At 48.5% G+C, this 21,087-nt stretch carries 22 protein-coding genes and 1 tRNA gene; 12 read left to right on the forward strand and 11 right to left on the reverse strand.

Annotated features, from left to right (window positions below; genetic code table 11):
* Both PHW04_17160 and PHW04_17165 read right to left on the reverse strand, forming a co-directional pair.
* Positions 1 to 580 (reverse strand): DUF3326 domain-containing protein (locus PHW04_17160; protein MDD2717621.1); only part of this gene is annotated, 580 nt, incomplete at its 3' end.
* 181 nt (positions 581 to 761) lie between these two features.
* Entirely contained in the window at positions 762 to 1,445 is a 684-nt protein-coding gene (locus PHW04_17165; protein MDD2717622.1) for an ankyrin repeat domain-containing protein, read from the reverse strand.
* Positions 1,446 to 1,597: 152 nt separating this feature from the next.
* Here PHW04_17165 and PHW04_17170 point away from each other — a divergent pair, with 152 nt between their 5' ends.
* Positions 1,598 to 2,134 (forward strand): peptidoglycan-binding domain-containing protein, encoded by a 537-nt coding sequence (locus PHW04_17170; GenBank protein ID MDD2717623.1) that lies wholly within the window; start codon positions 1,598 to 1,600, stop codon positions 2,132 to 2,134.
* A 234-nt stretch (positions 2,135 to 2,368) separates the two neighbouring features.
* Here the strand turns inward: PHW04_17170 and PHW04_17175 are convergent, their stop codons facing one another.
* Entirely contained in the window at positions 2,369 to 3,385 is a 1,017-nt protein-coding gene (locus PHW04_17175; GenBank protein MDD2717624.1) for an efflux RND transporter periplasmic adaptor subunit, read from the reverse strand.
* Positions 3,386 to 3,796: 411 nt separating this feature from the next.
* Here PHW04_17175 and PHW04_17180 point away from each other — a divergent pair, with 411 nt between their 5' ends.
* From PHW04_17180 to PHW04_17200, 5 genes are all read left to right on the forward strand, one after another.
* Positions 3,797 to 6,844: an efflux RND transporter permease subunit gene (locus PHW04_17180; GenBank protein ID MDD2717625.1), complete on the forward strand. Its 3,048-nt coding sequence runs from the start codon at positions 3,797 to 3,799 to the stop codon at positions 6,842 to 6,844.
* Positions 6,845 to 7,172: 328 nt separating this feature from the next.
* Positions 7,173 to 7,772 (forward strand): sigma-70 family RNA polymerase sigma factor, encoded by a 600-nt coding sequence (locus PHW04_17185; GenBank protein MDD2717626.1) that lies wholly within the window; start codon positions 7,173 to 7,175, stop codon positions 7,770 to 7,772.
* A complete protein-coding gene (locus tag PHW04_17190; GenBank protein ID MDD2717627.1) occupies positions 7,729 to 7,989 on the forward strand; it encodes a hypothetical protein in 261 nt (86 codons plus the stop codon). Before PHW04_17185 ends, PHW04_17190 begins: the two co-directional genes overlap by 44 nt.
* Positions 7,990 to 8,003: 14 nt before the next feature.
* Positions 8,004 to 8,510: a hypothetical protein gene (locus tag PHW04_17195; protein MDD2717628.1), complete on the forward strand. Its 507-nt coding sequence runs from the start codon at positions 8,004 to 8,006 to the stop codon at positions 8,508 to 8,510.
* A gap of 83 nt (positions 8,511 to 8,593) precedes the next feature.
* Entirely contained in the window at positions 8,594 to 8,962 is a 369-nt protein-coding gene (locus PHW04_17200; GenBank protein MDD2717629.1) for a response regulator, read from the forward strand.
* A gap of 3 nt (positions 8,963 to 8,965) precedes the next feature.
* Here PHW04_17200 and PHW04_17205 read toward each other — a convergent pair whose 3' ends face one another.
* Positions 8,966 to 9,862, reverse strand: a complete 897-nt coding sequence (locus PHW04_17205; protein ID MDD2717630.1) for a C1 family peptidase — start codon at positions 9,860 to 9,862, stop codon at positions 8,966 to 8,968.
* A 434-nt stretch (positions 9,863 to 10,296) separates the two neighbouring features.
* Here PHW04_17205 and PHW04_17210 point away from each other — a divergent pair, with 434 nt between their 5' ends.
* The 6 genes from PHW04_17210 (at position 10,297) to PHW04_17235 (ending at position 14,479) form a co-directional block, all read left to right on the forward strand.
* Positions 10,297 to 10,818 carry a hypothetical protein gene (locus PHW04_17210; GenBank protein MDD2717631.1) on the forward strand — a complete coding sequence of 174 codons (522 nt, stop codon included), beginning with the start codon at positions 10,297 to 10,299 and terminating at the stop codon, positions 10,816 to 10,818.
* A gap of 249 nt (positions 10,819 to 11,067) precedes the next feature.
* Complete coding sequence (locus PHW04_17215) at positions 11,068 to 12,066, forward strand: C1 family peptidase (GenBank protein MDD2717632.1); 999 nt, start codon at positions 11,068 to 11,070, stop codon at positions 12,064 to 12,066.
* 57 nt (positions 12,067 to 12,123) lie between these two features.
* Entirely contained in the window at positions 12,124 to 12,738 is a 615-nt protein-coding gene (locus PHW04_17220; GenBank protein ID MDD2717633.1) for an RNA polymerase sigma factor, read from the forward strand.
* A complete protein-coding gene (locus PHW04_17225) occupies positions 12,722 to 13,006 on the forward strand; it encodes a hypothetical protein (GenBank protein ID MDD2717634.1) in 285 nt (94 codons plus the stop codon). Before PHW04_17220 ends, PHW04_17225 begins: the two co-directional genes overlap by 17 nt.
* The gene (locus PHW04_17230; GenBank protein ID MDD2717635.1) at positions 12,999 to 13,385 is read left to right on the forward strand and encodes a hypothetical protein; all 387 of its coding nucleotides are present in this window, start codon (positions 12,999 to 13,001) and stop codon (positions 13,383 to 13,385) included. Before PHW04_17225 ends, PHW04_17230 begins: the two co-directional genes overlap by 8 nt.
* Before the next feature lie 320 nt (positions 13,386 to 13,705).
* Entirely contained in the window at positions 13,706 to 14,479 is a 774-nt protein-coding gene (locus tag PHW04_17235) for a hypothetical protein (protein MDD2717636.1), read from the forward strand.
* A 150-nt stretch (positions 14,480 to 14,629) separates the two neighbouring features.
* Here the strand turns inward: PHW04_17235 and PHW04_17240 are convergent.
* From PHW04_17240 to ftsY, 7 genes are all read right to left on the reverse strand, one after another.
* A tRNA-Lys gene (locus tag PHW04_17240) sits at positions 14,630 to 14,705 on the reverse strand.
* Between the two features lie 68 nt (positions 14,706 to 14,773).
* Positions 14,774 to 15,829, reverse strand: a complete 1,056-nt coding sequence (locus PHW04_17245; protein ID MDD2717637.1) for a glycosyltransferase — start codon at positions 15,827 to 15,829, stop codon at positions 14,774 to 14,776.
* A complete protein-coding gene (locus PHW04_17250; GenBank protein MDD2717638.1) occupies positions 15,811 to 16,059 on the reverse strand; it encodes a hypothetical protein in 249 nt (82 codons plus the stop codon). Before PHW04_17250 ends, PHW04_17245 begins: the two co-directional genes overlap by 19 nt.
* Positions 16,060 to 16,134: 75 nt before the next feature.
* Complete coding sequence (locus PHW04_17255; protein MDD2717639.1) at positions 16,135 to 17,283, reverse strand: amidohydrolase; 1,149 nt, start codon at positions 17,281 to 17,283, stop codon at positions 16,135 to 16,137.
* Positions 17,280 to 18,227 carry a hypothetical protein gene (locus PHW04_17260; protein ID MDD2717640.1) on the reverse strand — a complete coding sequence of 316 codons (948 nt, stop codon included), beginning with the start codon at positions 18,225 to 18,227 and terminating at the stop codon, positions 17,280 to 17,282. Before PHW04_17260 ends, PHW04_17255 begins: the two co-directional genes overlap by 4 nt.
* Positions 18,224 to 19,672, reverse strand: a complete 1,449-nt coding sequence (locus PHW04_17265) for a HEAT repeat domain-containing protein (GenBank protein MDD2717641.1) — start codon at positions 19,670 to 19,672, stop codon at positions 18,224 to 18,226. Before PHW04_17265 ends, PHW04_17260 begins: the two co-directional genes overlap by 4 nt.
* Positions 19,673 to 19,713: 41 nt before the next feature.
* The gene (gene ftsY / locus PHW04_17270; GenBank protein ID MDD2717642.1) at positions 19,714 to 20,958 is read right to left on the reverse strand and encodes a signal recognition particle-docking protein FtsY; all 1,245 of its coding nucleotides are present in this window, start codon (positions 20,956 to 20,958) and stop codon (positions 19,714 to 19,716) included.
* Between the last annotated feature and the right edge of the window lie 129 nt (positions 20,959 to 21,087).

The raw sequence follows: 21,087 nt of genomic DNA on the forward strand, positions 1-21,087 counted from the left end.
CGACTGGTTTGCCAATCCCTGCAGCGATCAGTTTTGAGGCTACCGCCTCCACTCCGCCGACTGGATTTACTCCACCATGTTTGAAGTATTTTTCAAGGGCAGGCCGGCTGATTGTGATAGGCGTTGCAATCGCCAAAGCGTCATAATCATATTTTTTCACCTGGGTCACAAGCTCTTTCCAGTTTTCAACGCGCCCGGTTGCGATGCCGTCTTTCATTTGTGCAATCAGGCGCAGCGGCTTTTTGAGCTCCAGTATCTCCGCATCGATCCCCAGCTGGGTACGGGCTGCAGAAACTGCGTTGATTGACTGATAATCCGCCTTGTTGACTACCACCAGAACTCTGTTCGAATCTACTTCCTGCAGAAAAACCTTTCCCTGGAGGAAGAGGTCTAACTGGCTTCCTTCAACATAAAGGCTATTTGAAGGCATTTCATTCAGATCTGAGGCATTGACCACGTTGGGATGAAGGATCAGTTTCTCGCAGCAGGCACCGAGCAGGCGGGCAGCCGGAGCTGCGTCCCCGCAATGTCCGCCGACTTCGCAGCCGATACCGGTCGGAACGATCATTACTACATTCATCAAAAACCTCCAGCTAAATTACAAGACTTGGCTTTCAGTAATTATTTCCCAGTTGAACTGGTTTGGCAAGACAAGGGATGCGGCATTTGGCGGCACAAGCCCATGCTAAGAGGTCACGATGTTTTCTGCCATCGCAGATGACCTTTTTCAGGGAAAATTGAAATTTAGCTGGATTTCAATGTCAGAATATTGAGGGATTAACCGTAGTTTCTCTTTTTATCCTTGGTGCTGTCTTTACATCTGTAATAAGATTAGCGATCCTCACGTGTCCTGAATTTCTGGCAATCTGAGCTGCGCTGCAACCGGTCTGATCCAGAAGGTTCCTGTCGGCCCCCTTCTCAAGAAGCAACTCGGCCATCTTCTGATTCCCTGTGGCAGCAGCATACATAAGAGCAGTGGCTCCCTGGTTGTTCCTGGCATCAAGCTTCACACCTTTCCCGATCAGGTATTCAGCAATCTCGTCACGGCCAGTGAAGATTGCACACATCAGAGGAGTCACCTGCCTCTTGTCCCCTGCATCAAGGTCGGCTCCGCCTTCCACGAGCTGGCGCACTATCAGTAACATGTTGTTCCTGATGGCGAATAAAAGTGGAGATTCACCTTCTATATCATTGAAATTAGGGTCTGCTCCGGATTTGAGCAGGAATTCGATCACCTCTTTATAGCCTTTTGAAGCAGCGATACTCAATAACGTATTCCCGCTTAGATGATCAAAAGCATTGACTTCCATTCCTCCGGAAACCAGATTCTGCACTTCGCGGAGGTTGCCGTTCGCGACTGCATTGACCAGCCTGGAGTCAGCCTGGCTTGCAGCCAGAATCTGAAAGATAGATATGAGTATGAATGCGAAGATGATTTTTTTCATGGTTTCTCCTTGGAAAGCCTCATAATTATTTGATCGTCAAAATTCACAATGGCGATAGAGGTACAGCAGTGATTCGATGATGATTCATGTCCTTTACCCTCCTGCCGATAACAATTGCGGGGTTGATCCGAAAATGGTTCCGGAGGTGGAGTATGTATTACAGAACAATGGTCTATCTGTGCCTGACAGCCATGGTCATGGCTGTATATCTTACAGGTTGCGGGATCGGATCTTATAAGCTGTCATCAAACGCAGCTCCCTCCATTAATAACCTGGCGGCAAGTCAGACGGCTGGACAGGCCAATCCTGAAACAAGCCAGAAAATGTCCTCTTTGGATCAGTTAGTCGCATTACTGAGGATGGGAGCAGACGAGCAAAAGCCTGATGACTCAATGGCCAAAAAGACGGACTCCGAAGAAACTCAGAATACCACTCTATCCGCTGCTGGAAAGCAGACGATAGAAATTGCAGACAAAGTCAAGTCCGGTAAAGCGAGCCCTAATATCAGACTCAGCTCTAAGAAAATCCAGCAGGCTTTAAAAAACGCAGGATATTATTCGGGTGCAGTCGACGGTAAGATCGGCGGGGAAACAACTGAAGCGATAGGCAGATTCCAGCAGGATCATAAACTCAGAGCCAATGGTGTGATAAGCAGGGAGACCGTGCTGGAACTTAGCAAACATCTATAGACTACTTCAGTGTCCATGCTTTCAAGTGTGTTTTGAAAAGTCAGATAAATTATGTGTCGAAACTAAAGTTTCTAACGCTTCTTTCTTTTTCGAGCAATCATGGGCTATTTGAAGCCAGTTCGGGAATTAACATTCTGGAGTCAGAATCTTCTTGTTCCTTTGTATGCTGTTAAATCTGGGCAACGATTGTCTCTTGCCATTCTTTGGATTTGCAGGATTCCCGTTTGATTCTTATCATTTGCCCTCCCCGGCGAGAGAAACGGAATCCCCATCCTTGAGAGTACCCTGGCCGGTTACTACGACATTGTCACCGGCTGAGATCCCTTTCGCAAAGACCAGTCCGTTTTCCTTAGCTACAGGTTCCACGCTTTGCTGCTTAGCTTTTCCCTCCAGAACACTGAATACTGAATATGCTCCTTTGAGCTGCAACAGCGCGGTTTCAGGAACAAGAGGCACATTTTCATAATTATTCACAATGATTTCACCTTTTACATACATTCCGGCTTTGAATCCAGCTGTATTGTCCATCATCAGTTTCACGCGGTAAGCCCTGGAGGAGTCGGCATAGAGATCCACATAGGCTACCTTGGCGGGATATGTACCTTCGACCATGCATTGCTGCCCCTGACTCACAAGCCTGATCTGATTCTCGGAAATCTTGGTTTCTGCATAAACAGTTTTTAGATCAAGCACCCTTCCCAGAATCATGCCCGGAGAAACAGTCTGCCCTAGAATCACGTCACGACCTGCGAAAAAGCCGCTGATCGGTGCCTTGATTTCGGTGCGGTTGAGATTGAGTTCAGCCAGTTCATGTGCAGCCTTGGCCGAAGCAAGCCCGCTTTTAGCTGCACTCAGCGCAGTTTGGGTGGATTCAAAACTCTTTTGATTAATCACATGTTCGTCGAACAGGATCTTGTTCCTTTTATAGTCATTCTGAGCCTCGTTGTTTTTCTGCTGGGCGTTTTTCAGAGCTCCATCAACCTGGTCGAGGGCTATCTGATAGCGTTTCCTGTCCAGCGTAATCAAGACTTCACCTGTATTGACAGGCATTCCATCTTCGACATTAACAGCCATAACAGTGGATGAAACATCCGGAGCCACTATGTATTCGACAAAAGGTTTGATTTCCCCGGAAAAACTCAGTATTTCCCTAATATTTCCACTTTTTACCTCTGAAACAACTACCTGGGTAACCGCAAAGGCTGTGGCCATTATTCCAACTAAAAAAACCAGGCTGATCCTCTTCTTCATTTCAACGCTCCTTCCTTTGGCAATTTTCTGTGCTGAGCTAATGTACTTATTCAAAATCATACGATTAATAAATTTGTTGTCACGATTTTTCAGGGATTCTTAAAGTCTGGAAAATGAATCTCATAACATAAAAGTGGAAGAAAAAATATGATTTGTTACAAAGCTTTCCAGAAATTTAATTTTTCGATTTCTTCTATGTGAAATCATCAATTCAATTGCTTGTCCAAAACCTCATCATTTCACAAGATGTAACAAATCCAAAAAAAAATCGCACTGAATAATAGAATGTCCATCAGATTTGAAGGAGGTCAATCGCAAGTCCGGCAGCATGTAAAATTTCATTGTGTTTGTTAGCACGTTTCAAAAATCTGTCACAAAATCAAAATCAACCTTAGAGGGGGGGATACTAAAATGAACATACCTGAAATCGCTGTGAAAAGACCAGTGGGCGTTACGATGGTGGTGATGATTTTCATACTGTTGGGCGGAATTGCCATGTTCAATCTCAACGTGGACCTGTATCCGAACATTGATTATCCCAATGCTTTTATCCGGGTCCCTTATCCCGGAGTCGCTCCTGCTGACATGGAAAACATCGTTACACGCAAGATCGAGGAAGAGCTCAATTCACTGGAGAACGTGAAAAACATCAACTCGCATTCACAGGAAGGCCAGTCCATGATCTCAGTAGAGTTCGTCTGGGGCACAAACTTAGACCTTGCTGCAGTCGACCTGCGGGAAAAGGTGGATTCAGCGAAGCGCAAGCTTCCCAGTGAAATCGAACGGATCATGGTCGGAAAGCAGGACATGAACGCCAGGCCGATCATGGATATTGCACTTGGTGGGGAATACGATGCTAGGACTCTGCGCACGATTGCAGACAAGGAGATAATTCCCATCCTGCAGAGAATTTCCGGCGTCGCCGCAGTGGATGTCTCAGGAGGACTGGAGCGCGAGATCAGGGTCAAAGTCGATCCCACCATGCTGAATTCACTGGGAATCACGATCAATGATGTGATCAAGGCCATGAATGTCGACAATCAGGATACTCCTGTCGGAGATGTCACTGAAGGCAATTTCAAGTATCTTGTCCGAGCCCAAGGTGAGATCAAGAAGCCGGAAGAACTGGGAAAAGTCATTGTCAAAAAACTGGCCGGACGTCCGGTGTATCTAAATGAACTAGCCACCATCGAAGACAGTTATAAGGACCGCTCATCGATTTCCCGGATGAACGGCACTCCTTCCGTAACACTGGGAGTGAGGAAAACCCAGGGCGCTAATCCTGTGCTTATCTCAGATGCAGTCCAAAAGCTGATCCCTGAGATTGCCAGGAAATATCAGGGTAAGCTCCAGATAGTAATCGGAAATGACAACTCGACCTTTATCAAGGAGTCGATCACAATGGCCACTGAAGCTGCGATCATCGGGGGCATTTTGTCCATATTCATCATCTTCGCTTTCCTGCGCAACCTGCGCGCTACCTTCATCATCGGCACCAGCATTCCACTGGCAATCATCGTCACCTTCCTGTTCATGTACATGAAAAAAGGCATGACCATTAATCTGATCACATTAGGAGGACTTGCACTGGGGATCGGGATCATGGTGGACAATGCGATCGTATCGCTTGAAAACATTTTCCGCTATGTCAGGCTGCACGGCAGCGAAAACAGGGAACAGTGCGCCATTAAAGCCACCAATGAAGTGATGATGGTGATCCTGGCCTCAACCCTGACTCATATAGTTGTTTTTGTGCCGATCGGCCTGGTGCCGGGGGCTACCGGTGAAATGTTTTTCAATCTTGCTCTCACGATCATTTTCGCTGAAATCGCCACCTATTTTGTGGCAATCAGCTTCGTGCCCATGCTGGCTTCGAAAATGCTGAAAGTCGAGACTGAAAAGAAAGAGCCGCTGATGGATGTGCTGAGAAGAGCTTACAAGCGCAACCTGTTCTGGCTCCTGTCCAGCCCAGGGCGGCGCTGGGGATACATTGCGGCAGTCGCTGTCGTTTTCTGCCTGAGCCTGGCTTTTCTGCCTGCCATGGAATTTTTCCCTTACATGGACAGAGGCATGTTCAGCATCAGATTCTCTTTGCCGGAAGGAACCACTGTCGAAAAAACCGATGAGACTGTCAGGCAGATCGAATCAATACTCAAGAAATACAAAGATGCTGAACGTATCATCACCCGCACAGAGATGGGCGGGGGAAATTTGACGGTGATCCTGCCGCCCAGAAATGTCCGTACTTTGAGCGTGAAACAGCTCATGACAAAAGTAAGGGAAGAAGTCGGGATAATCAGCGGAGTTATCCGCATCACCTATACTGAGCTGAAACTGGGTCAGGGTTACAGCCATGGAACAGGCAAGCCGATCCAGATCGAGGTTGCCGGAGACGATTTCCCTGTGATCGAGGATCTCTGCAGGAAAGTTGCAAAGCAGCTGAAAAATGTTTCCGGCCTCAGGGACATAGATGATGGAACTGAAAACGGCCGTCCTGAAGTGAGGATAGAGTTTGATAAGGAAAAACTCAGGGATCTGCAGCTTGACCTGGCCACCGTTTCAGGCATGGTGAGAACCTATGTCTATGGAAGCCTGGTCGGAAAATTCAAGGAAGCCAACGAGGAATTCGACATCCGTGTGGAAGCCGCAGATGTTTACAAGGACCAGATCAGTAAGCTCCGCGAACTCAAGATCGTGGTGGATGACAAGACAACAGTGATCTTGTCACAGGTGGCACGCATCTATTTCGGCAGCAGTTACACGACTATAAACCGCAGAAATCTCAAGCGCATCCAGGTAGTAGAAGCTGACATCAAGGATCGTCCTCTGCAGGCAGTGACGCTTGATATCCAGAAGGAGCTGGCTAAGGTTCAATTCCCTGACGGTTACATCTACAATTTCGGGGGTGAGGAAGAGGAGCGCAAGGAAGCTTTCCGCAACCTGTTGATGGCCATGATCGCGGCCTTCCTGCTGGTCTACATTGTGATGGCCATCCAGTACGACTCATTCATTGATCCATTCGTGATCATGTTCACCATCCCGCTTTCCATCATCGGGGTCGTAGCAGCACTAAAGGTGTTTGGCATGGCCCTGTCCACGACTGCGTTCATTGGAGTGATCATGTTGGGTGGGATTGTCGTCAACAATGGCATCATCCTGGTGGATTTCATCAATCACAGGAGAGTCAATGAAAAAGAAGACAAGATCACAGCAGTGCTTGAATCGGGAGCGATCCGGCTGAGGCCGATCCTGATGACAGTGCTGACCACCATTCTAGGCATGATTCCCCTGTCCCTCGGTATCGGGTCAGGTGCGGATTTTTTTCAGCCGCTGGCAGTCACTGTAATCGGTGGTCTGACTATCTCGACTCTTTTTACCCTGACATTTATTCCCGTTCTCTATGTAATCATGGACAATACCAGAGAGAGTATGATGAGATGGGTTAAAATAAAGTTTTAGAATCTAGAATTTTTTTACAGCTGTAGAATCTAGACAAAATCATGAGTCAGATACCGATTTGGAAAAATTTGTAACAAATCGGATTTATTTAGCCACTGATATATAATGGAAGCCAAGTTGAGCAGCTGCTGATAGTATGTGATGAGAAAAGAACTTGGCTAAATTTAGCGGCCCTGGAAGAATAGCATTCTGGATGATTGTATACCAATGCAACAATCAGACGGGCTAGTATACAAGAGAGATATGCGCCAATTTTCTAAAATGCGTACCACGCCTTATTCCGGGCGCATGTCTCTCACCCTTTAGAAAACCTTTGGGTTAAAAATAGATGCCTTTGATCAGCGAGTTTGTAAGCATTGAAGAAAGAAGAGAGATAGAAGAAACTCTCATTGGAAGCCCAGCAGCTTTTGCCAGGCTCATGAAACGCCATCAGAAGCAGGTGGCTTACCTGATGTGGCGGTTCACCCGCAACAGGGAAGACCTGGAGGAACTGGTGCATGATATCTTTGTTGAAGCATTTCAGAACCTCAGGAGCTTCAGAGGAGAGTCGTCGTTCCTGCGCTGGTTGAAGACGATAGCCTATCGGACAGGATACAGGTACTGGAAGAAAAACAGGGAAATCAGGACGGTTTCTATTTCGGAGGTAAGCGAACCTGGCAGCAGGGAAACAGAAACTTCGGACATGGAGGTAGCGCTGTACAGTGTTTTGGAGCATTTACCGGCCAGAGAAAGGCTCATCATGACCCTCCACTATTTCGAGGGATATGATATGCGGGAGATTTCCATCAGGATGGGCTGGAGTTATACACTGATAAGGGTCAGCGCATTCAGAGCCAGAAAAAAAATAAAGCAGCAGCTCGAAAAAGCCGGTTTTGGAGGAGAGCATGAAGGAAATCGAAAGCATTCTGCACAGTCTCAGCGAAGCTGAAGAAAGGGTAAAAGTTCCAGAGATCGATGTCACAGACTTGGTGCTTCAGACCCTTGATGAACTGGAATGGAGCGAGAATTATTCATACAACTGGTTCGCAATTGTGCTCTCGATCCTGGTGACGATAGAATTATGGATTTGTGGCCCCTTGTTCTATACTGTGGTTGACCCGCTTGGAGCATTTTTCCGGATATACGCATTTGCATATCCTTTATAATCAGGAGATGAGAGATGGGTAAGCTTGAAAAACTGGATAAAATCGCCCGGATCAAGAAGAATCGCAAGCTGAAGACAGCTGGATTGCTTATTTTTACTCTTATCTGCGGCATATTGCTTGGAAGCGGCATTACTCTGAAGGTGATCTGGGGTGGATTCGTCAAGAGGATGAATCATACCGATTCGACCCCTGATTTCATGACGCACTGTTTAAAGAAAGAACTGTCATTGAATGAAAACCAGGTAAAGCTGATTGAAGTGATCGTGAAAAAGCAAATCGAAGCTATGGAGAAACTGCACACTCAGTTCAAACCACTTAGAGAAGCGGAACTGGAAAAATTCTGTGTAGAGATCGAAGCAGTGCTGACTCCTGATCAGGTGAAGATCTGGGACGACAAGTTCGATCAACTGGCTAAGAATTTCAACTTCGAAAGAAGGTCGAGAAACGGGCACAAGTCATGTCCTACTTGCACTAAGGAATTGAGTTCTTCTCCTCATGATTCGCAGGAAGTTCCCCATTGATCAGTGTCCTGCGCAAGGAATACGCGAATTGCAAATGACATAACTCTGTTAGTAAATAATAAGAAATAGATGCAGGGGGAGCAATGAAGAAAAAGGTTCTGGTTATTGACGATGACATGGATATACTGGACTTGACCAAACTGGCCCTGAATACTGATTATGAAGTGATATCACAGAGCTTCTGTTCTGACATTCAGGAAATCTGCGAACTGTTTCAACCGGACCTGGTGTTGATCGACCTCAAGCTGCCGGACAGTGATGGTTACCAACTTTGCAGCCAGATTCGCGCATTCAATAAAGACCTGCCGGTAATCCTAATGACAGGTGTGGAGTTACGGGCTTTAAAGAATAATTACCCGATCGTCGAAGCCAATGATTACCTGCTCAAACCTTTCCAAATAGAAGAGCTCCGGGAAAGGGTGGAAAAAGTGCTGAGGATTTCACTGGAGTGACTCTTAATAAACGTAAACACATCCGGAGCCTATTCGGCATTTCCCGTATTCTATGCGCATGAAGCCCTGTTCACCCCATTTGGTACCCCACGAATTCTTTATGATCCAGCAGCCACGCGAACCCTTCGTGTCGTCCCAGCCCACTATGTTCAGGGCATGGTTGAGCTTGTCCTGGCAGTTGTGGTTGAAGACTCCGCCGTTATAGTATCCGAAATTCTTGTCCACTGCGGCAAGGGTCAGAATCGGACCATAATTATAGATGGCTGCTTTCATCGAATTGATGTCAGGGTTGACAGGCATGACCCCGCCAAGGCGGTAGGGGCGTCTCAGGCCTGCTCGACATTCGGCAGTGAGTCCTGTATAAGGGCAGTCCGATTCCAGCGCTCCGCCATACTGCTGGAAGAAATAGAATGCCCTGGCATCGCCTCCGCCGTTCATGGTGAAGCCGAACTGATTGCACGAGATCAGGTCCTGCTCCGAGATGTCCACTGCCTGTTTCATCCTGAGCAGTATGCAGGACTCGAAGATGCCTGTTACTCCGAAAGCCCAGCAGCAGTTCACCCGTCCCTGGTTTTTGATTGGTGTGACGCCATTTCTGAGCCTCCAGTCAAAGGCCTGCAGCGGCCTGAAATTTTCCGGGGCACGCAGGGGAAGCAACCTGTCCTGAAAAATGTTTTCAGTGGAGATGGGAAGGCAGAGTTCCCCGATGTCTACAGGAGCCGGCATAGCATCCTCGGCAATCGTATAAGTAGCGCCTTCCTGACGGCAGATTTCAAGTGCTTCCCTAAAACTCAGGGAGTTCCTGATCAGCAGCAGCGTTTCTGGCGAAGCAGCTGACAACATGGACTGCGCTGCCAGCAGTATGACCATGGCGAACAGAAAAAAAATACCCTTGAACATCTGTAGTCTCCTCCGTAGCTTTTAAAAGCTCATCTTTATTTACAGCAATTTTATACGCGGATGAAAGAATGTCAAGGATCGCAGCGCGTCAAACTGCGTCATTTAGAGTAAAAGATTTCCTTTATTACTTCGAATCTGCACTCACGAAGCAGACGTGATGACTGAACAGGCCGGAAAGCTGTTTTCTGAAGTCGGAAAACGGATGTTCAGACAGCATTCTGAACTGATGGCTTAATAGATAATCTGCCACATGATCAAGCCGTTAATAAAATATCTAATGTCAATAGCCTGACAAGACGCGACCTTGGGATGATTCCAGTTCCGAGGCCGCGGATTGCCTTTAGCGGCAGCAGCCTTTTTTATTTCCTGTAACCTTTGCCGGATCCGTTTCCACTTATTGGTTGAGGGTAAAAAAATTCCGCGAGGGAGGAAACATGAAAAAAACTGCGGCATTCATCCTGCTTGCTTTTCTGGCTGCCACACCGCTTCTGGCGTATCATCACGCCCCGCCTGCCGGGGTTCCGCACGACCCGATTGGTGAGCTTGTCATGGCCCTGATGGCCAGATTTGCGCCTGGCGTCATTCCCAGGGAGCAGATGCCTGACCAGCTCGTCAATGTTCTGGAATCCATGCACAACAGCGAGAAGTTCGGATTCTCGGTGGACTTTCAGGCTCACACAGTGAAGCTGATCAGCAGGGACAGCGGCGAGTACACGGTGACCGAAAGCCTTTATGCCGAGACTCTCTGCCGCTGCCTGGGAAAACTCAACCGCTGCTTTCCAGAGACCGAGAAATACTGCCTTACCCCGATCGCCTGGGCTGATTTCTATGTGGACTGCTCTGCCGCCAGAGAGACCGGAAAATTCGCAATATCATACAAGGTGCGTTTCATCGACAATATCGACTCTTCGCTCGACCGGGACGTGAGCATTGATGAACTGAAGCCGAAAGAGTGAACTTCAGTTGTTGATTCTCAATTAATTTTGACCTGAAATCGAGGCAGGGTTGCCCCTGCCCGATTTCTGCGAAGAAAAGAATCGCCTGAATTCGACTGAAATAATCAAATTTCCGACATTATAATTTGCAATGTGACCGGCCTTCCGGGGGCGACTGTCACGGATCAGGATGCTTGTAACCTTTTCGGTCCATGACCGCACTAATCAGTTAAATGCGGTATGAATCCGCAAAATAAGCGAGGGGGGCCTATGATAAGATTACATGCAGCCGTCTTGATTCTTCTCATCTTCGTCAGTTCAAACCTTTACGCAGCAGAATCCGATCGACTCAGAACAGATGCGGAAAAACAGGCGGTCTTTGACCAGGCTGTGATCGATGCCGAAAAATGCGGGAACAGCTTTTCTGTTTCGTATGACTCTGTGCCGGATTTCCTGGTGGATGAGAAAAACACGCTGGCGCTCAGGAAGCCAACTGTGGAAGAGCTGAAAAAGAGCGCAGCGACTCTGGTCCGGCTTACAAAGGGCATGGGGAGAGTTGATGTCCCCAAGGCGTTCAGCTGGCAGGATCAGGGGAAGGTCACATCAGTCAAGTATCAGGGCCAGTATGGGACCTGCTGGTCTTTTGCCAATATCGGTGTAATCGAGTCTCTTGTGAACATCAATCTCGGAAATGAGGAAGACCTTTCTGAGCAGGACCTGATCAATCTGGCTGATTCTGAGTTGAATAATGCCAGCAACACTTACAACTATTATTGCTCCGAGACCCATCCCTCTGTATTGCTGATCAAATATGGCGCTGCATTCGAATCCGACTGCCCGTATCAAGGAGATCCGCAGGAGCCTGGTAATCCGGACAGGAAATACAGAATTTCGATAAGTTTTTATGTCTGGATGACAGATGAGACCGCCTTGAACGCATGGGCTGATTATCTTGGCGATTCCACGCTGAAAGATCCTCAGGCCATGATCAAATACTCGCTCAAGAAATTCGGGCCGATGGAGACCTGCGTGGACGGTAAATGCGATGGATTCCAGGCCTATTCAAGCGGGGTTCTGAACACCCAGCCCGGCGATGACCCCTGGTCAGGAAATCATGCGGTAATGCTCGTAGGCTGGGATGATGCTAAACAGGCCTGGAGAATCAAGAATTCATGGGGGACGCAGTGGGGAGAGAAAGGATATGCCTGGATCGGTTATGGATGCTGCAACATCCTCAAATACGCCGTCATCCAGATCTATAAACAATGAAGGCCTGCCAGGCGCGGAATTTCTGTAACCATTCGTCTAGATTGTGTCACTATTAGAATGATAAGAAAAAAATCGGCCGTGACGATAAGTATGGTGATGACCACAGGTTGCGAAGCTGATGATAAGGATATACAAGAATGCCTTTCAGGCAATAAACTGGCCTATGCCAGGATTGTCAGGCGATACGAGGCGGATATAGCCAGACAGATGTGGCGGTTCACCAGGAACATATACGAACATGAGGAACTGGTGCAGGAAGTGTTCGTGCAGGCCTGGCGGAGCCTGCCGAGTTACAGGGCTGATGCGCCTCTGCTGCACTGGTTGCGCAAGATCGCCACCAGAACCGCCTACCGATTCTGGAAGAGGAAGGCCAGGGAGCGAAAGCAGATGGCGGACCTTCCGGACTTCGACGCCGCAATGATTTCTGCCCCGGAAGAGCTTTCCGCGTCAGAGAGCGCGGATCTGCTCTACTGCCTGCTGGAGCGACTGCCCGTAAGGGAAAGGACTGTACTCACGCTCCATTATTTCGAGGACCTGCCCTTCCCTGAGGTGGCGCAACGGCTCGGCTGGTCTCACATCCTGGTAAAAGTTACTGCCTACAGAGCCAGAAAAAAACTCCAGGAACAACTGGAGAGAGCGGGATTCGGGAGGAAACATGAACAAAACGGATGAATTACTGGAAAAACTATCCCAAAAAGCCAGACAGGAAAGTATTCCCAGCACTGATGTTGCGTCTAAAGTGCTGGCACGCATCAGCGAACCTGAGCCGGAAACAGGGATTTCATGGGCATGGGGATATCTTTCAACCGCCTCAGCTATTGCAGCTGCTGTAACCTTGTGGGTAAACATCTCAATCTATCAGATCGTCACAGATCCCTATTACGGAATGATTTGCGCTTGCCTGTCAAAATCAGAACTTAAGGATATCTATGGTGGATAAAAACAAACTCAAGAGTGTTGTATGCGGCATCGTGATCCTGGCTTCAGGCATTGCCATCGGGAGCGGGCTGAGCCTGAACATTCTCTGGAAGAGCTTCATGTACCATCTTCAGTTTCCGGAACCTGCAGCAGTAATCCAGGACATGAAAAAGCATCTCGACCTCTCGGATGATCAGGCTGCCAAGATCCTGGTCTTCATGAACAGAAACAAATCCGAGATGGAAACCCTGAACAAACGATCAATGGCAGAAGCACAGGAGTTGCTGGACAGGTTCAGGGCCGACGTCACGGGCATTATGACCCCGGAACAGGCAGAAAAATTCTGCCAACGCTTCGATGCAGCAAAACGCGATATGCTTGCCAACCCCCCGCCTAACTGACGCAGGTTAAAAAACTTCAGCTTCAGGGCACAACCGCGTCTGTTTAGAATCCATCTGTCCTTTGCTGACAAAGGACAAATCAGCCATACTCTGCTTTGTCTCCAGGCATTCTAGTGGTCCGTTACATTTGAATTTACCAATCGCGATTTCGCGAAATGCTGCAACGACAGGCATTTCCAGAATCGAGCATTATGAAATTCAAATGATACGGACCACTAGTCTTCCACATCTAATTCTTCAAAAAAGTTGTAACCTCATGAAACTGATCGGACACTATCAGGAAAAGCAGGCGAAAAGCCTGGACAAACAAGGGGGGAACTATGAAGAAGATGATTGGAGTTCTTGTGATCCTGGCAGCAGTTTCGTTTTTAATGGCTGAGGATTCGGAAACGCGTATGCCGCTTGACCCTGTTACCGGAGTCATCATGGTGCTCATGGACAGGTATGAACCTGGAATAGTAACCGGGGAGATTTCTGAAGAGCTGAAAACCATATTGGATGCCATGCTTTCCAGCCAGATATTCAGCTTCAAAGCGGTGCTTGCAGATTCCACAGTGACCCTGATCCATCCGTCTGATACTTCCAAGACCTATACGGCCAACGATGCACGGTATGCAAAGGCACTGCTGCACATGCTTGGCTTTCTGAACGGAGCGCTTGCCGAGACCTCGGCCAACGCCACTGCGGAGATCGCTTCTGCAGCTTTCAGAGCCGACTGCTCCCAGGCGCAGGCCACCAAGTCTTTTGTCATCAAATACAGCGTGACCTGGAAAAACGGGAAGCAGGCTTCAGTCGACAGGACCGTGAAAGTGGATGAACTCAAGCCCCGCTATGCGGAAGAATTTCCCTATAAGACTGACAAAGATTCAAGGGCTAACGTAACTTTCACGGCACAGGTCAAGATCGCAGGTGCTGTCTATGAAACGCTGACATGGACGGAAGCCATGGGCAGCGAAGTGGAAGCCAGGATCAAATTCGATCAGAGAATCAAAGGGGGACACTGGTGGGCGGTTGCCAAATACCATTGTCCGGGAATAACGCTTCAGCTTGCCATGACCGGGCAGTGGGCTCTGAGCGGATCCTTCCCATACTGAGAAGGAGTTAAAACCTCTCCAAAGGGCTGTCCGCTGCGGACAGCCCTTTTTTGATCTTTCGCTCCAATTATCCAATTATCCTTTTTAACTTTTTATATAATATTGCCGCACAAACAAAAAAAGACCCCTGTCCGGGGTCTTTGATTGTCTTGGTGGACCACTCCGGACTCGAACCGGAAACCCGCTGATTAAGAGTCAGCTGCTCTACCAATTGAGCCAGTGATCCATGCGGAATTAATTATATATACAGGGGTTTATTAGTCAAGAGACTGATTAATACCGGTTACCTGAGGTTTAATTTTTTATCAGAAGTTCATCGTAGATTGCTTCAATCTTCTCGAGGCAGGTCTCCACTCTGAATTCCCGCTCGATCAGGGACCTGCCGTATTTCCCCATCTGCAGGCGCAGCGAGCAGTCTGTGGAAAGCTTTACCAAAGCCTGATAAAAATCGTCGCGGTTTCCGGGAGGCACTGCAATGCCGCCGCCTGACCGCGACAGCAGCCCGACATCGCCGACGGAATATGCCACAAAAGGCTTTTCCAGAGCCAGCCCTTCGCAGAGCGAAAGCGGCAGGCCTTCGAAACAGGAGGGAAGAATCAGAAAGTCAGCGCCAGCGGTCAGATTCAGGATGTCGCTTCTGAATCCTGCCAGAGTCAGATTCTGAAGCTTTTTCTCATGCTTCAGCCTCTCGAGCAAACAACGTTCGTTCCCATCTCCTGCAATCACGAAATGCAGCGGCAGTTTCAGGGCGCGTTCGGCGAATTCAATGATTTCACTCACGCCCTTGTTCGGATGGAGGCGTCCGCTGTACAGGGCAATCAGTGGTTTTCCTGAAATTCCAAGTTCCTTGAAATCGAACGGGATTAATTTGCTGGCAGCGATCGCGTCCAGATCGATCGGGTTGTAGACAAGTCTGATCCTTTTTTCAGCAAGACTCGCGCTGAAATGTTCCTTCATCCCTGGCGAACAGACTGTGATCAGGTCTGGAAAACGGGCATAGAGGATACTGGTGAAGCTCTGAAGCGTGCCCAGTGACGGTATCCCGAGTGTTTTCGCTGCGATTCCGCCGAGCAGAGTAGCGCGGTTCAGATGAAGATGTAGGAGATCCGGCTTGTGCTGCTTCAGATGGAAAATAAGCCTGGAAAATCCCCAGGGATCGAAGTTGTCGCGCAGAGGTATGGATTTTACAGGCAGGTCAAGAGCCTTGAATTCTTCGGCGAGTTTTCCGCCGCTGCAGATTACTCTGATTTCGGATCTGCTTTTCAGCCTTCCGGCAAGAAGCAGGGCCTGCCGCTCTGCGCCGGCGATCTCAGACGAACTGACGACAAAAGTTACTCTTTTGCGGGGCAACCTTTTTTCCTGTTCATAAAGTATTCGCAGATCATCCCTGTCAGATAACCGTCCACTGCTGCGTACAGAGTGCCTGTAATCAATCCCTGGACTATGAACGGGTCATAACCGTAATAAGCTTTCTTCATCATTTTCCCCAGAAAGCAGAGATTGCCCCTTTTCCTAGCGCCAAAGGCTGAAGCCAGAAAAATCGTCAGCCAGCTAAGCATGATCCAGTGACGCAGTTTCATTTGTCCTCCTGAACTGTTGAAAAACGGCCATCTTTGAACAGTTTGATTTAGGTTCGATCTCCATATTTCTCCGTTCTAAGTTGACTTCCTCTCGAAAACGCATTCCCCATTGATGTAAGTGGACAATACTAGCGAATCGAATTCCAGAGGCTCCCTGTCCCAGATCACGAAATCCGCATCCAGCCCTGGTTCTAGTCTGCCGATTCGATTGGAAACTCCGCAGATTTCTGCCGAATTGACGGTGAGCGCTCTGTAAGCGGCGTCTTTAGGCAGGCCGGCTTTCACAGCCAGAGATGCACAAAGAGGCAGGAGGCCGATCGGGATGATCGGATGGTCGGTCATGAACGCGAACTTTACACCTGCCTGAAATAGGTGATAAGGAGTAGCGAATGATCTATTCCTCAGTTCGAGTTTTTCCCTTGATGAAATGTTTGGACCAATGATGCAGGAAATCTTGTTTTCTGCAAGGAAGTCCGCTATTTTGTGGCCTTCTGTGCAGTGCTCAATGGAGAGTCTGAGGTTAAATTCCTTAGCAATCCTGACGGCTGTCACAATGTCGTCGGAACGGTGTGCGTGCATGCGCACAGGCAGTCTGCCTTCGATCACAGGAATCAGACATTCCATTTTAAAATCAGGGTCAAAGTCTTTGTCTTTCTTCTTATGATTCTTTTTTTTCAGATAATTAACTGCCGAAAAAAGTGTTTCCCTGATCAAAGCGGCATTTCCCATCCTGGTGGATGGCAGTTTGTCACGCTCGCCATAGCAGCGGAAAGGATTTTCCCCGAGTGCCATTTTCATGCCGGCAGGGGAGAGTACCACCATTTCGTCTGCAATTTTCCCGTGGAATTTCAGCACTGCGGTGGTACCGCAGATCAGGTTGGCAGAACCGGGTGTGATCATGCCTGAAGTGATCCCGGCAGCGAGGGCGTCTGCAAGCGCCATGTCATCGGGATAGATGGCGTCGATGGCACGCAGGTGCGGGGTGACAGGCTCAGTAGCTTCATTTTCCTGCCAGCCGATCTTGCCCACTCCGTCTTCTACGATTGCGATGTGACAGTGAGCATCGATCAGGCCGGGAGTGATGAATAATCCGGAGCAATCGAGAGAGTCCCCTTTTCCCGGGTATTTGCCGATTTTATCGATTCTGCCGTTCCGGATTAAAAGATCGGATTTTCCGAATTCTCCATTTTTGTGCAAGATATGTGCGTTTCTGAACCAGGTCATGAATCCTCCTTGACCAGATAGATACCGTTTTTTTGAGTTCCGAGAAGTAAGTTTTTGCCGACCTTCAGAAATGAACGGACATAAGTTTGGTTTAGGATGTCTGAATCCTCGAACAAAGGTTTGAAAAGCACATTGTCGTATTTATAGACGCCGGTGTCGGTTGCAAGAAGCAGAGAATTTCCACCGTCGAAAACAGCGAGAACTTTTTTGCTCGGCAGGTTGCCGAACGGACTGCTCCTGATCCGCTGCCAGGAATAGCCATTGAAAACGAGCAGGCTGTCTTCAGCTGCGAAGCAGACTTTGTCCTCATAGCCTGAGATGCTTTTAATCCTGACGTTTCCAAGATACTTCTTCTGGTCATCCTTGGAAATCTTCACACATCCACCGTTAGTCAGTACTACCCAGATGTTGCGGGTGGGACTCTGAAAATAAATCCCGCTGATAGGCGTATAGTCGAGTGGGGCGAGATTTTCCTTCAGATGGGAAATCGGGGCGAGTTCCAGATTCTCATCCAGATAGGAAAGTCCGTCGAATGAGGCGCAGAGAATGTACTTTCCGAGCTGCAGAAATCCGCTGACCTGGCTTCTCTGAAAAGTTTTCTCCTGTTTCCCGGTTTCCCTGTCAATGATGTCCAGGGAGCGGTCTGTACCAGCCAGACAGAATTTATCAGTGAGCATCAGTGAGGTCACAAATCTGGAAGAAAGACCGCTGGAACTCTCCAGAATGATTTTCCCGCTGATCCCTGTAAACTCCGGTCCAGGGTAAGTAACAGCCAGTTTGCTTTCCCTGAAAACATAGATGCCATTATAGGTGCCAACCCAGACTTCCTTCCGGGCTTCGTCGCTGACCAGGGCTGACACAAAGACATCCGGAATGTTGAATCTCTCAAGAGCTGCGAGGCGCAGCGAGATCAGGAGAAATAACAGAGGCAGAACTTTAATCAACTGATTTCCCGGTAATTTTTTGTCGCTATCTCATACACTGCCGGATCTTCGGAGTAGAATCTGGAAATCTGCATCAGCGATTCAGAGGCTTCTTTGTTCCCCACTGCGCGGATCGCTTCGATCGCCAGGCGGCGGACGAAAAATTCTTCTCTCTCATTAAGCGCAATGGTGGTAAGCGGCTGGATGATTTCCGGTTCCCTGGTTTTGCCAAGGGCCAGCACAACATTTTTTTTCACATCCGCATCAGAGGAATCTAGCAGCGGCAGCAGGATCCCCACTACCTGATACACGCCTATCTCGCCGAGTGCATAGGCGGCTGAGGCTCTCATCCATTTTTCGCCGGCAGTCATTTTTTTCAGGATTTCCAGCATCTGCAACCCTCCGATTTTCCAGAGAGCCCTGGCGGCATTGGCCCGTACCCTGTTGTCAAAATCTTCCAGAAGCGGTTTCAGAGAGTCGATCACCGTCTCTTCCTCGATTCCAGGCAGGTTCGAAATCGCTTCCACGGAATTGGCCCGCACTCTCCTGTCCTCGTGATGGAGAAAATTGATCAAAAATGGAAGCACTGCCGGTGTTTCCAGCAGAGGGAGCAGATTGACAAGCATTCCCAGCATGTGAGTGTTTTCTTCGGAGAAGAGCAGTTTTTCCAGCAGGGAAAAATCATTGTTTTCAAGCTTCTTCAGCGAAACTGTCAGTTTGAGCGCCAGCTGCTCATCTGTTACAGCGATCTTGTTGATGATCTCTTCGATCTTGACACGATGTGTGGTAAAACGTGAAGTGATTTTTTCCAGGGAATAGCTTTTGGCCAGATTGACCTGCCCCAGCTTCTCTTCCAGGAATTTGATCACATGGACGGCCTGGAGTTCGGCCAGAATTTTGAAATACACAATCCTTTCTTCCTCGTTTCTTCCATTTAAAAAACTCAGGAATTGCTCCAGTTTTTTCTGTTCGTCCATGTCCAGTTCAATCAGAATCTGGAGCAGGTGCTTTTTTTCCCTGATACCCAGTTCCGGATTCTTCAGAAAATTCATCAGGTACTTCAACACCGGCGCGCCGATCAGGGCAAGGGAATTCCTGGCATAGAAGCAGAGAGCATCGTAAGGTTCGAGGAAGATTTTCAAGAGGCTGATGATCGATTCCTGGTCCCTGATTTCACCGAGAGCCCAGACTGCACGTTCCCTGTGATGCATGGCTGTGCGGCGGTCACCCGCCATGGCGGCTAGAACCGGCGCGAATTCGCTGAAATGTTTTTCACCGGCCAGTTCTATGGAAAAAAGCTTCAAATAATGGTCTTGGGAATTGAGAAGACTCTGGAAAGTCCCCTTGATCTGGGGCCGCTTGCTGTCCCAGTCGAATGTTCTCAGTATGTTCAATCCTTTCTTTTTAACTGAAGGACATTCATCCTTCAAACATGTGACTGCCTGATTCCATCTGTCTGTGTCCATAATCCCCCCGTTGACCTCCTTGCCTGATTTATCTACCAAAATTATTGCTCGAACATCGCTTTCGCAAATTTATCAGGATTGAAATCCTGCAGATCGTAAATTTTTTCTCCAACGCCGATGTATTTGACAGGTAATCCTAGTTCCTCCCTGATCGAGACCACAATTCCTCCTTTGGCTGTGCCGTCCAGTTTGGTGAGGACAAGGGAGGAGATGGGAAAGGCTTCCTTGAAGGTCTTGGCCTGCTGCAACCCGTTCTGGCCTGTGACCGCATCAAGCACAAGCAGAGTTTCGTGAGGTGCACCAGGGATTTCGCGGGAAACTATCCGCTGGATCTTCTTGAGTTCTTCCATCAGGTTGAATTTAGTGTGAAGCCTTCCGGCTGTGTCGATGATCAGGATATCCTTGCCGCGGGCAACTCCGGCGTGGATGGCGTCGTAAACGCAGGCTGCCGCATCCGCGCCCGTAGCTGATTTGATCAGTTCGACACCGGAACGTTGAGCCCAGATGTCCAGCTGCTCAATGGCTGCAGCCCGGAAAGTGTCGGCTGCAGCGATGATCACTTTATGCTTGCTTTTCTGATATCTGTGGGCCAGCTTGCCGATGGTGGTGGTCTTGCCTGAACCGTTGACTCCGACCACGAGAATCACATGCAACGGCTTCTGCAGTTCGAAGCTTGAAACCAGCCCTTTTTTCAGGATATTGGTGATCAGTTCGGCTAAAAATGCGTTCAATTCGTCTTTCTTAAGCTCCCTGCCCAGGAAATTCTGTTCAATCAGGCCAATCAGGTACTGGGTGATTTTAATACCCAGGTCGGCTTCGATCAGGATTGATTCAATTTCCTCAAGCTTGTCATGATCCAGGATTTCTCCGTCAAAACCCCTGAGCCGGGTCAGAAATTTCTGCCTCGTCTTCTCAAGGCCGTGCGAGAGGCGCTCGAACAGGTCCTGCTCCAGCGGCTCTGGCTCCGAGAATTCCACCGCTCCCTCGTCGAGCACGATCTCTTCTCCGACTTCAGGTTCGATGAAACCGGAATCTTCGGTTTCGGTTTCTCCGCTTTCGGGTTCAGCGGCTTTTTCTTCAACTGCAGCCGTTACTTCCTCTTCAGGCTCATCCCTGAGTTCTTCTGGAAGCGAGTCCTGATCGATATCTTCAGGCAGCGGCTCCAGTTCCATTTCTCCAGTAGGCATTTCCGGCAGGACATTTTTATCAATTTCCGATTCCGGCTGCGGTTTCAGCTCCGGCTCTTCGGTTTTCTTTTTTTTCTTCCACAGGAAATCAAAAAGCATAACTTCCTCAATCTTTGAGATGAAGGTAGTATACAGAATACTGAGAGAGGGTTCAAGCTCAAGGCTTGGGTGATTCTGATGTCTGTTTCAGGATTTTCGAGGATTATGTAGTAATCGCAGCGATCATTT

This window comes from Candidatus Wallbacteria bacterium (assembly GCA_028687545.1).
Lineage (GTDB): Bacteria > Muiribacteriota > JAQTZZ01 > JAQTZZ01 > JAQTZZ01 > JAQTZZ01.

Excerpts from the sequence above, each read along its gene's own strand:
- PHW04_17165 (MDD2717622.1), bottom strand. The coding sequence starts at position 1,445 with ATGAAAAAAATCATCTTCGCATTCATACTCATATCTATCTTTCAGATT.
- PHW04_17170 (MDD2717623.1), top strand. The coding sequence starts at position 1,598 with ATGTATTACAGAACAATGGTCTATCTGTGCCTGACAGCCATGGTCATG.
- PHW04_17175 (MDD2717624.1), bottom strand. The coding sequence starts at position 3,385 with ATGAAGAAGAGGATCAGCCTGGTTTTTTTAGTTGGAATAATGGCCACA.
- PHW04_17180 (MDD2717625.1), top strand. The coding sequence starts at position 3,797 with ATGAACATACCTGAAATCGCTGTGAAAAGACCAGTGGGCGTTACGATG.
- PHW04_17185 (MDD2717626.1), top strand. The coding sequence starts at position 7,173 with ATGCCTTTGATCAGCGAGTTTGTAAGCATTGAAGAAAGAAGAGAGATA.
- PHW04_17190 (MDD2717627.1), top strand. The coding sequence starts at position 7,729 with ATGAAGGAAATCGAAAGCATTCTGCACAGTCTCAGCGAAGCTGAAGAA.
- PHW04_17195 (MDD2717628.1), top strand. The coding sequence starts at position 8,004 with ATGGGTAAGCTTGAAAAACTGGATAAAATCGCCCGGATCAAGAAGAAT.
- PHW04_17200 (MDD2717629.1), top strand. The coding sequence starts at position 8,594 with ATGAAGAAAAAGGTTCTGGTTATTGACGATGACATGGATATACTGGAC.
- PHW04_17205 (MDD2717630.1), bottom strand. The coding sequence starts at position 9,862 with ATGTTCAAGGGTATTTTTTTTCTGTTCGCCATGGTCATACTGCTGGCA.
- PHW04_17210 (MDD2717631.1), top strand. The coding sequence starts at position 10,297 with ATGAAAAAAACTGCGGCATTCATCCTGCTTGCTTTTCTGGCTGCCACA.
- PHW04_17215 (MDD2717632.1), top strand. The coding sequence starts at position 11,068 with ATGATAAGATTACATGCAGCCGTCTTGATTCTTCTCATCTTCGTCAGT.
- PHW04_17220 (MDD2717633.1), top strand. The coding sequence starts at position 12,124 with ATGATAAGAAAAAAATCGGCCGTGACGATAAGTATGGTGATGACCACA.
- PHW04_17225 (MDD2717634.1), top strand. The coding sequence starts at position 12,722 with ATGAACAAAACGGATGAATTACTGGAAAAACTATCCCAAAAAGCCAGA.
- PHW04_17235 (MDD2717636.1), top strand. The coding sequence starts at position 13,706 with ATGAAGAAGATGATTGGAGTTCTTGTGATCCTGGCAGCAGTTTCGTTT.
- PHW04_17250 (MDD2717638.1), bottom strand. The coding sequence starts at position 16,059 with ATGAAACTGCGTCACTGGATCATGCTTAGCTGGCTGACGATTTTTCTG.
- PHW04_17255 (MDD2717639.1), bottom strand. The coding sequence starts at position 17,283 with ATGACCTGGTTCAGAAACGCACATATCTTGCACAAAAATGGAGAATTC.
- PHW04_17265 (MDD2717641.1), bottom strand. The coding sequence starts at position 19,672 with ATGGACACAGACAGATGGAATCAGGCAGTCACATGTTTGAAGGATGAA.
- ftsY (MDD2717642.1), bottom strand. The coding sequence starts at position 20,958 with ATGCTTTTTGATTTCCTGTGGAAGAAAAAAAAGAAAACCGAAGAGCCG.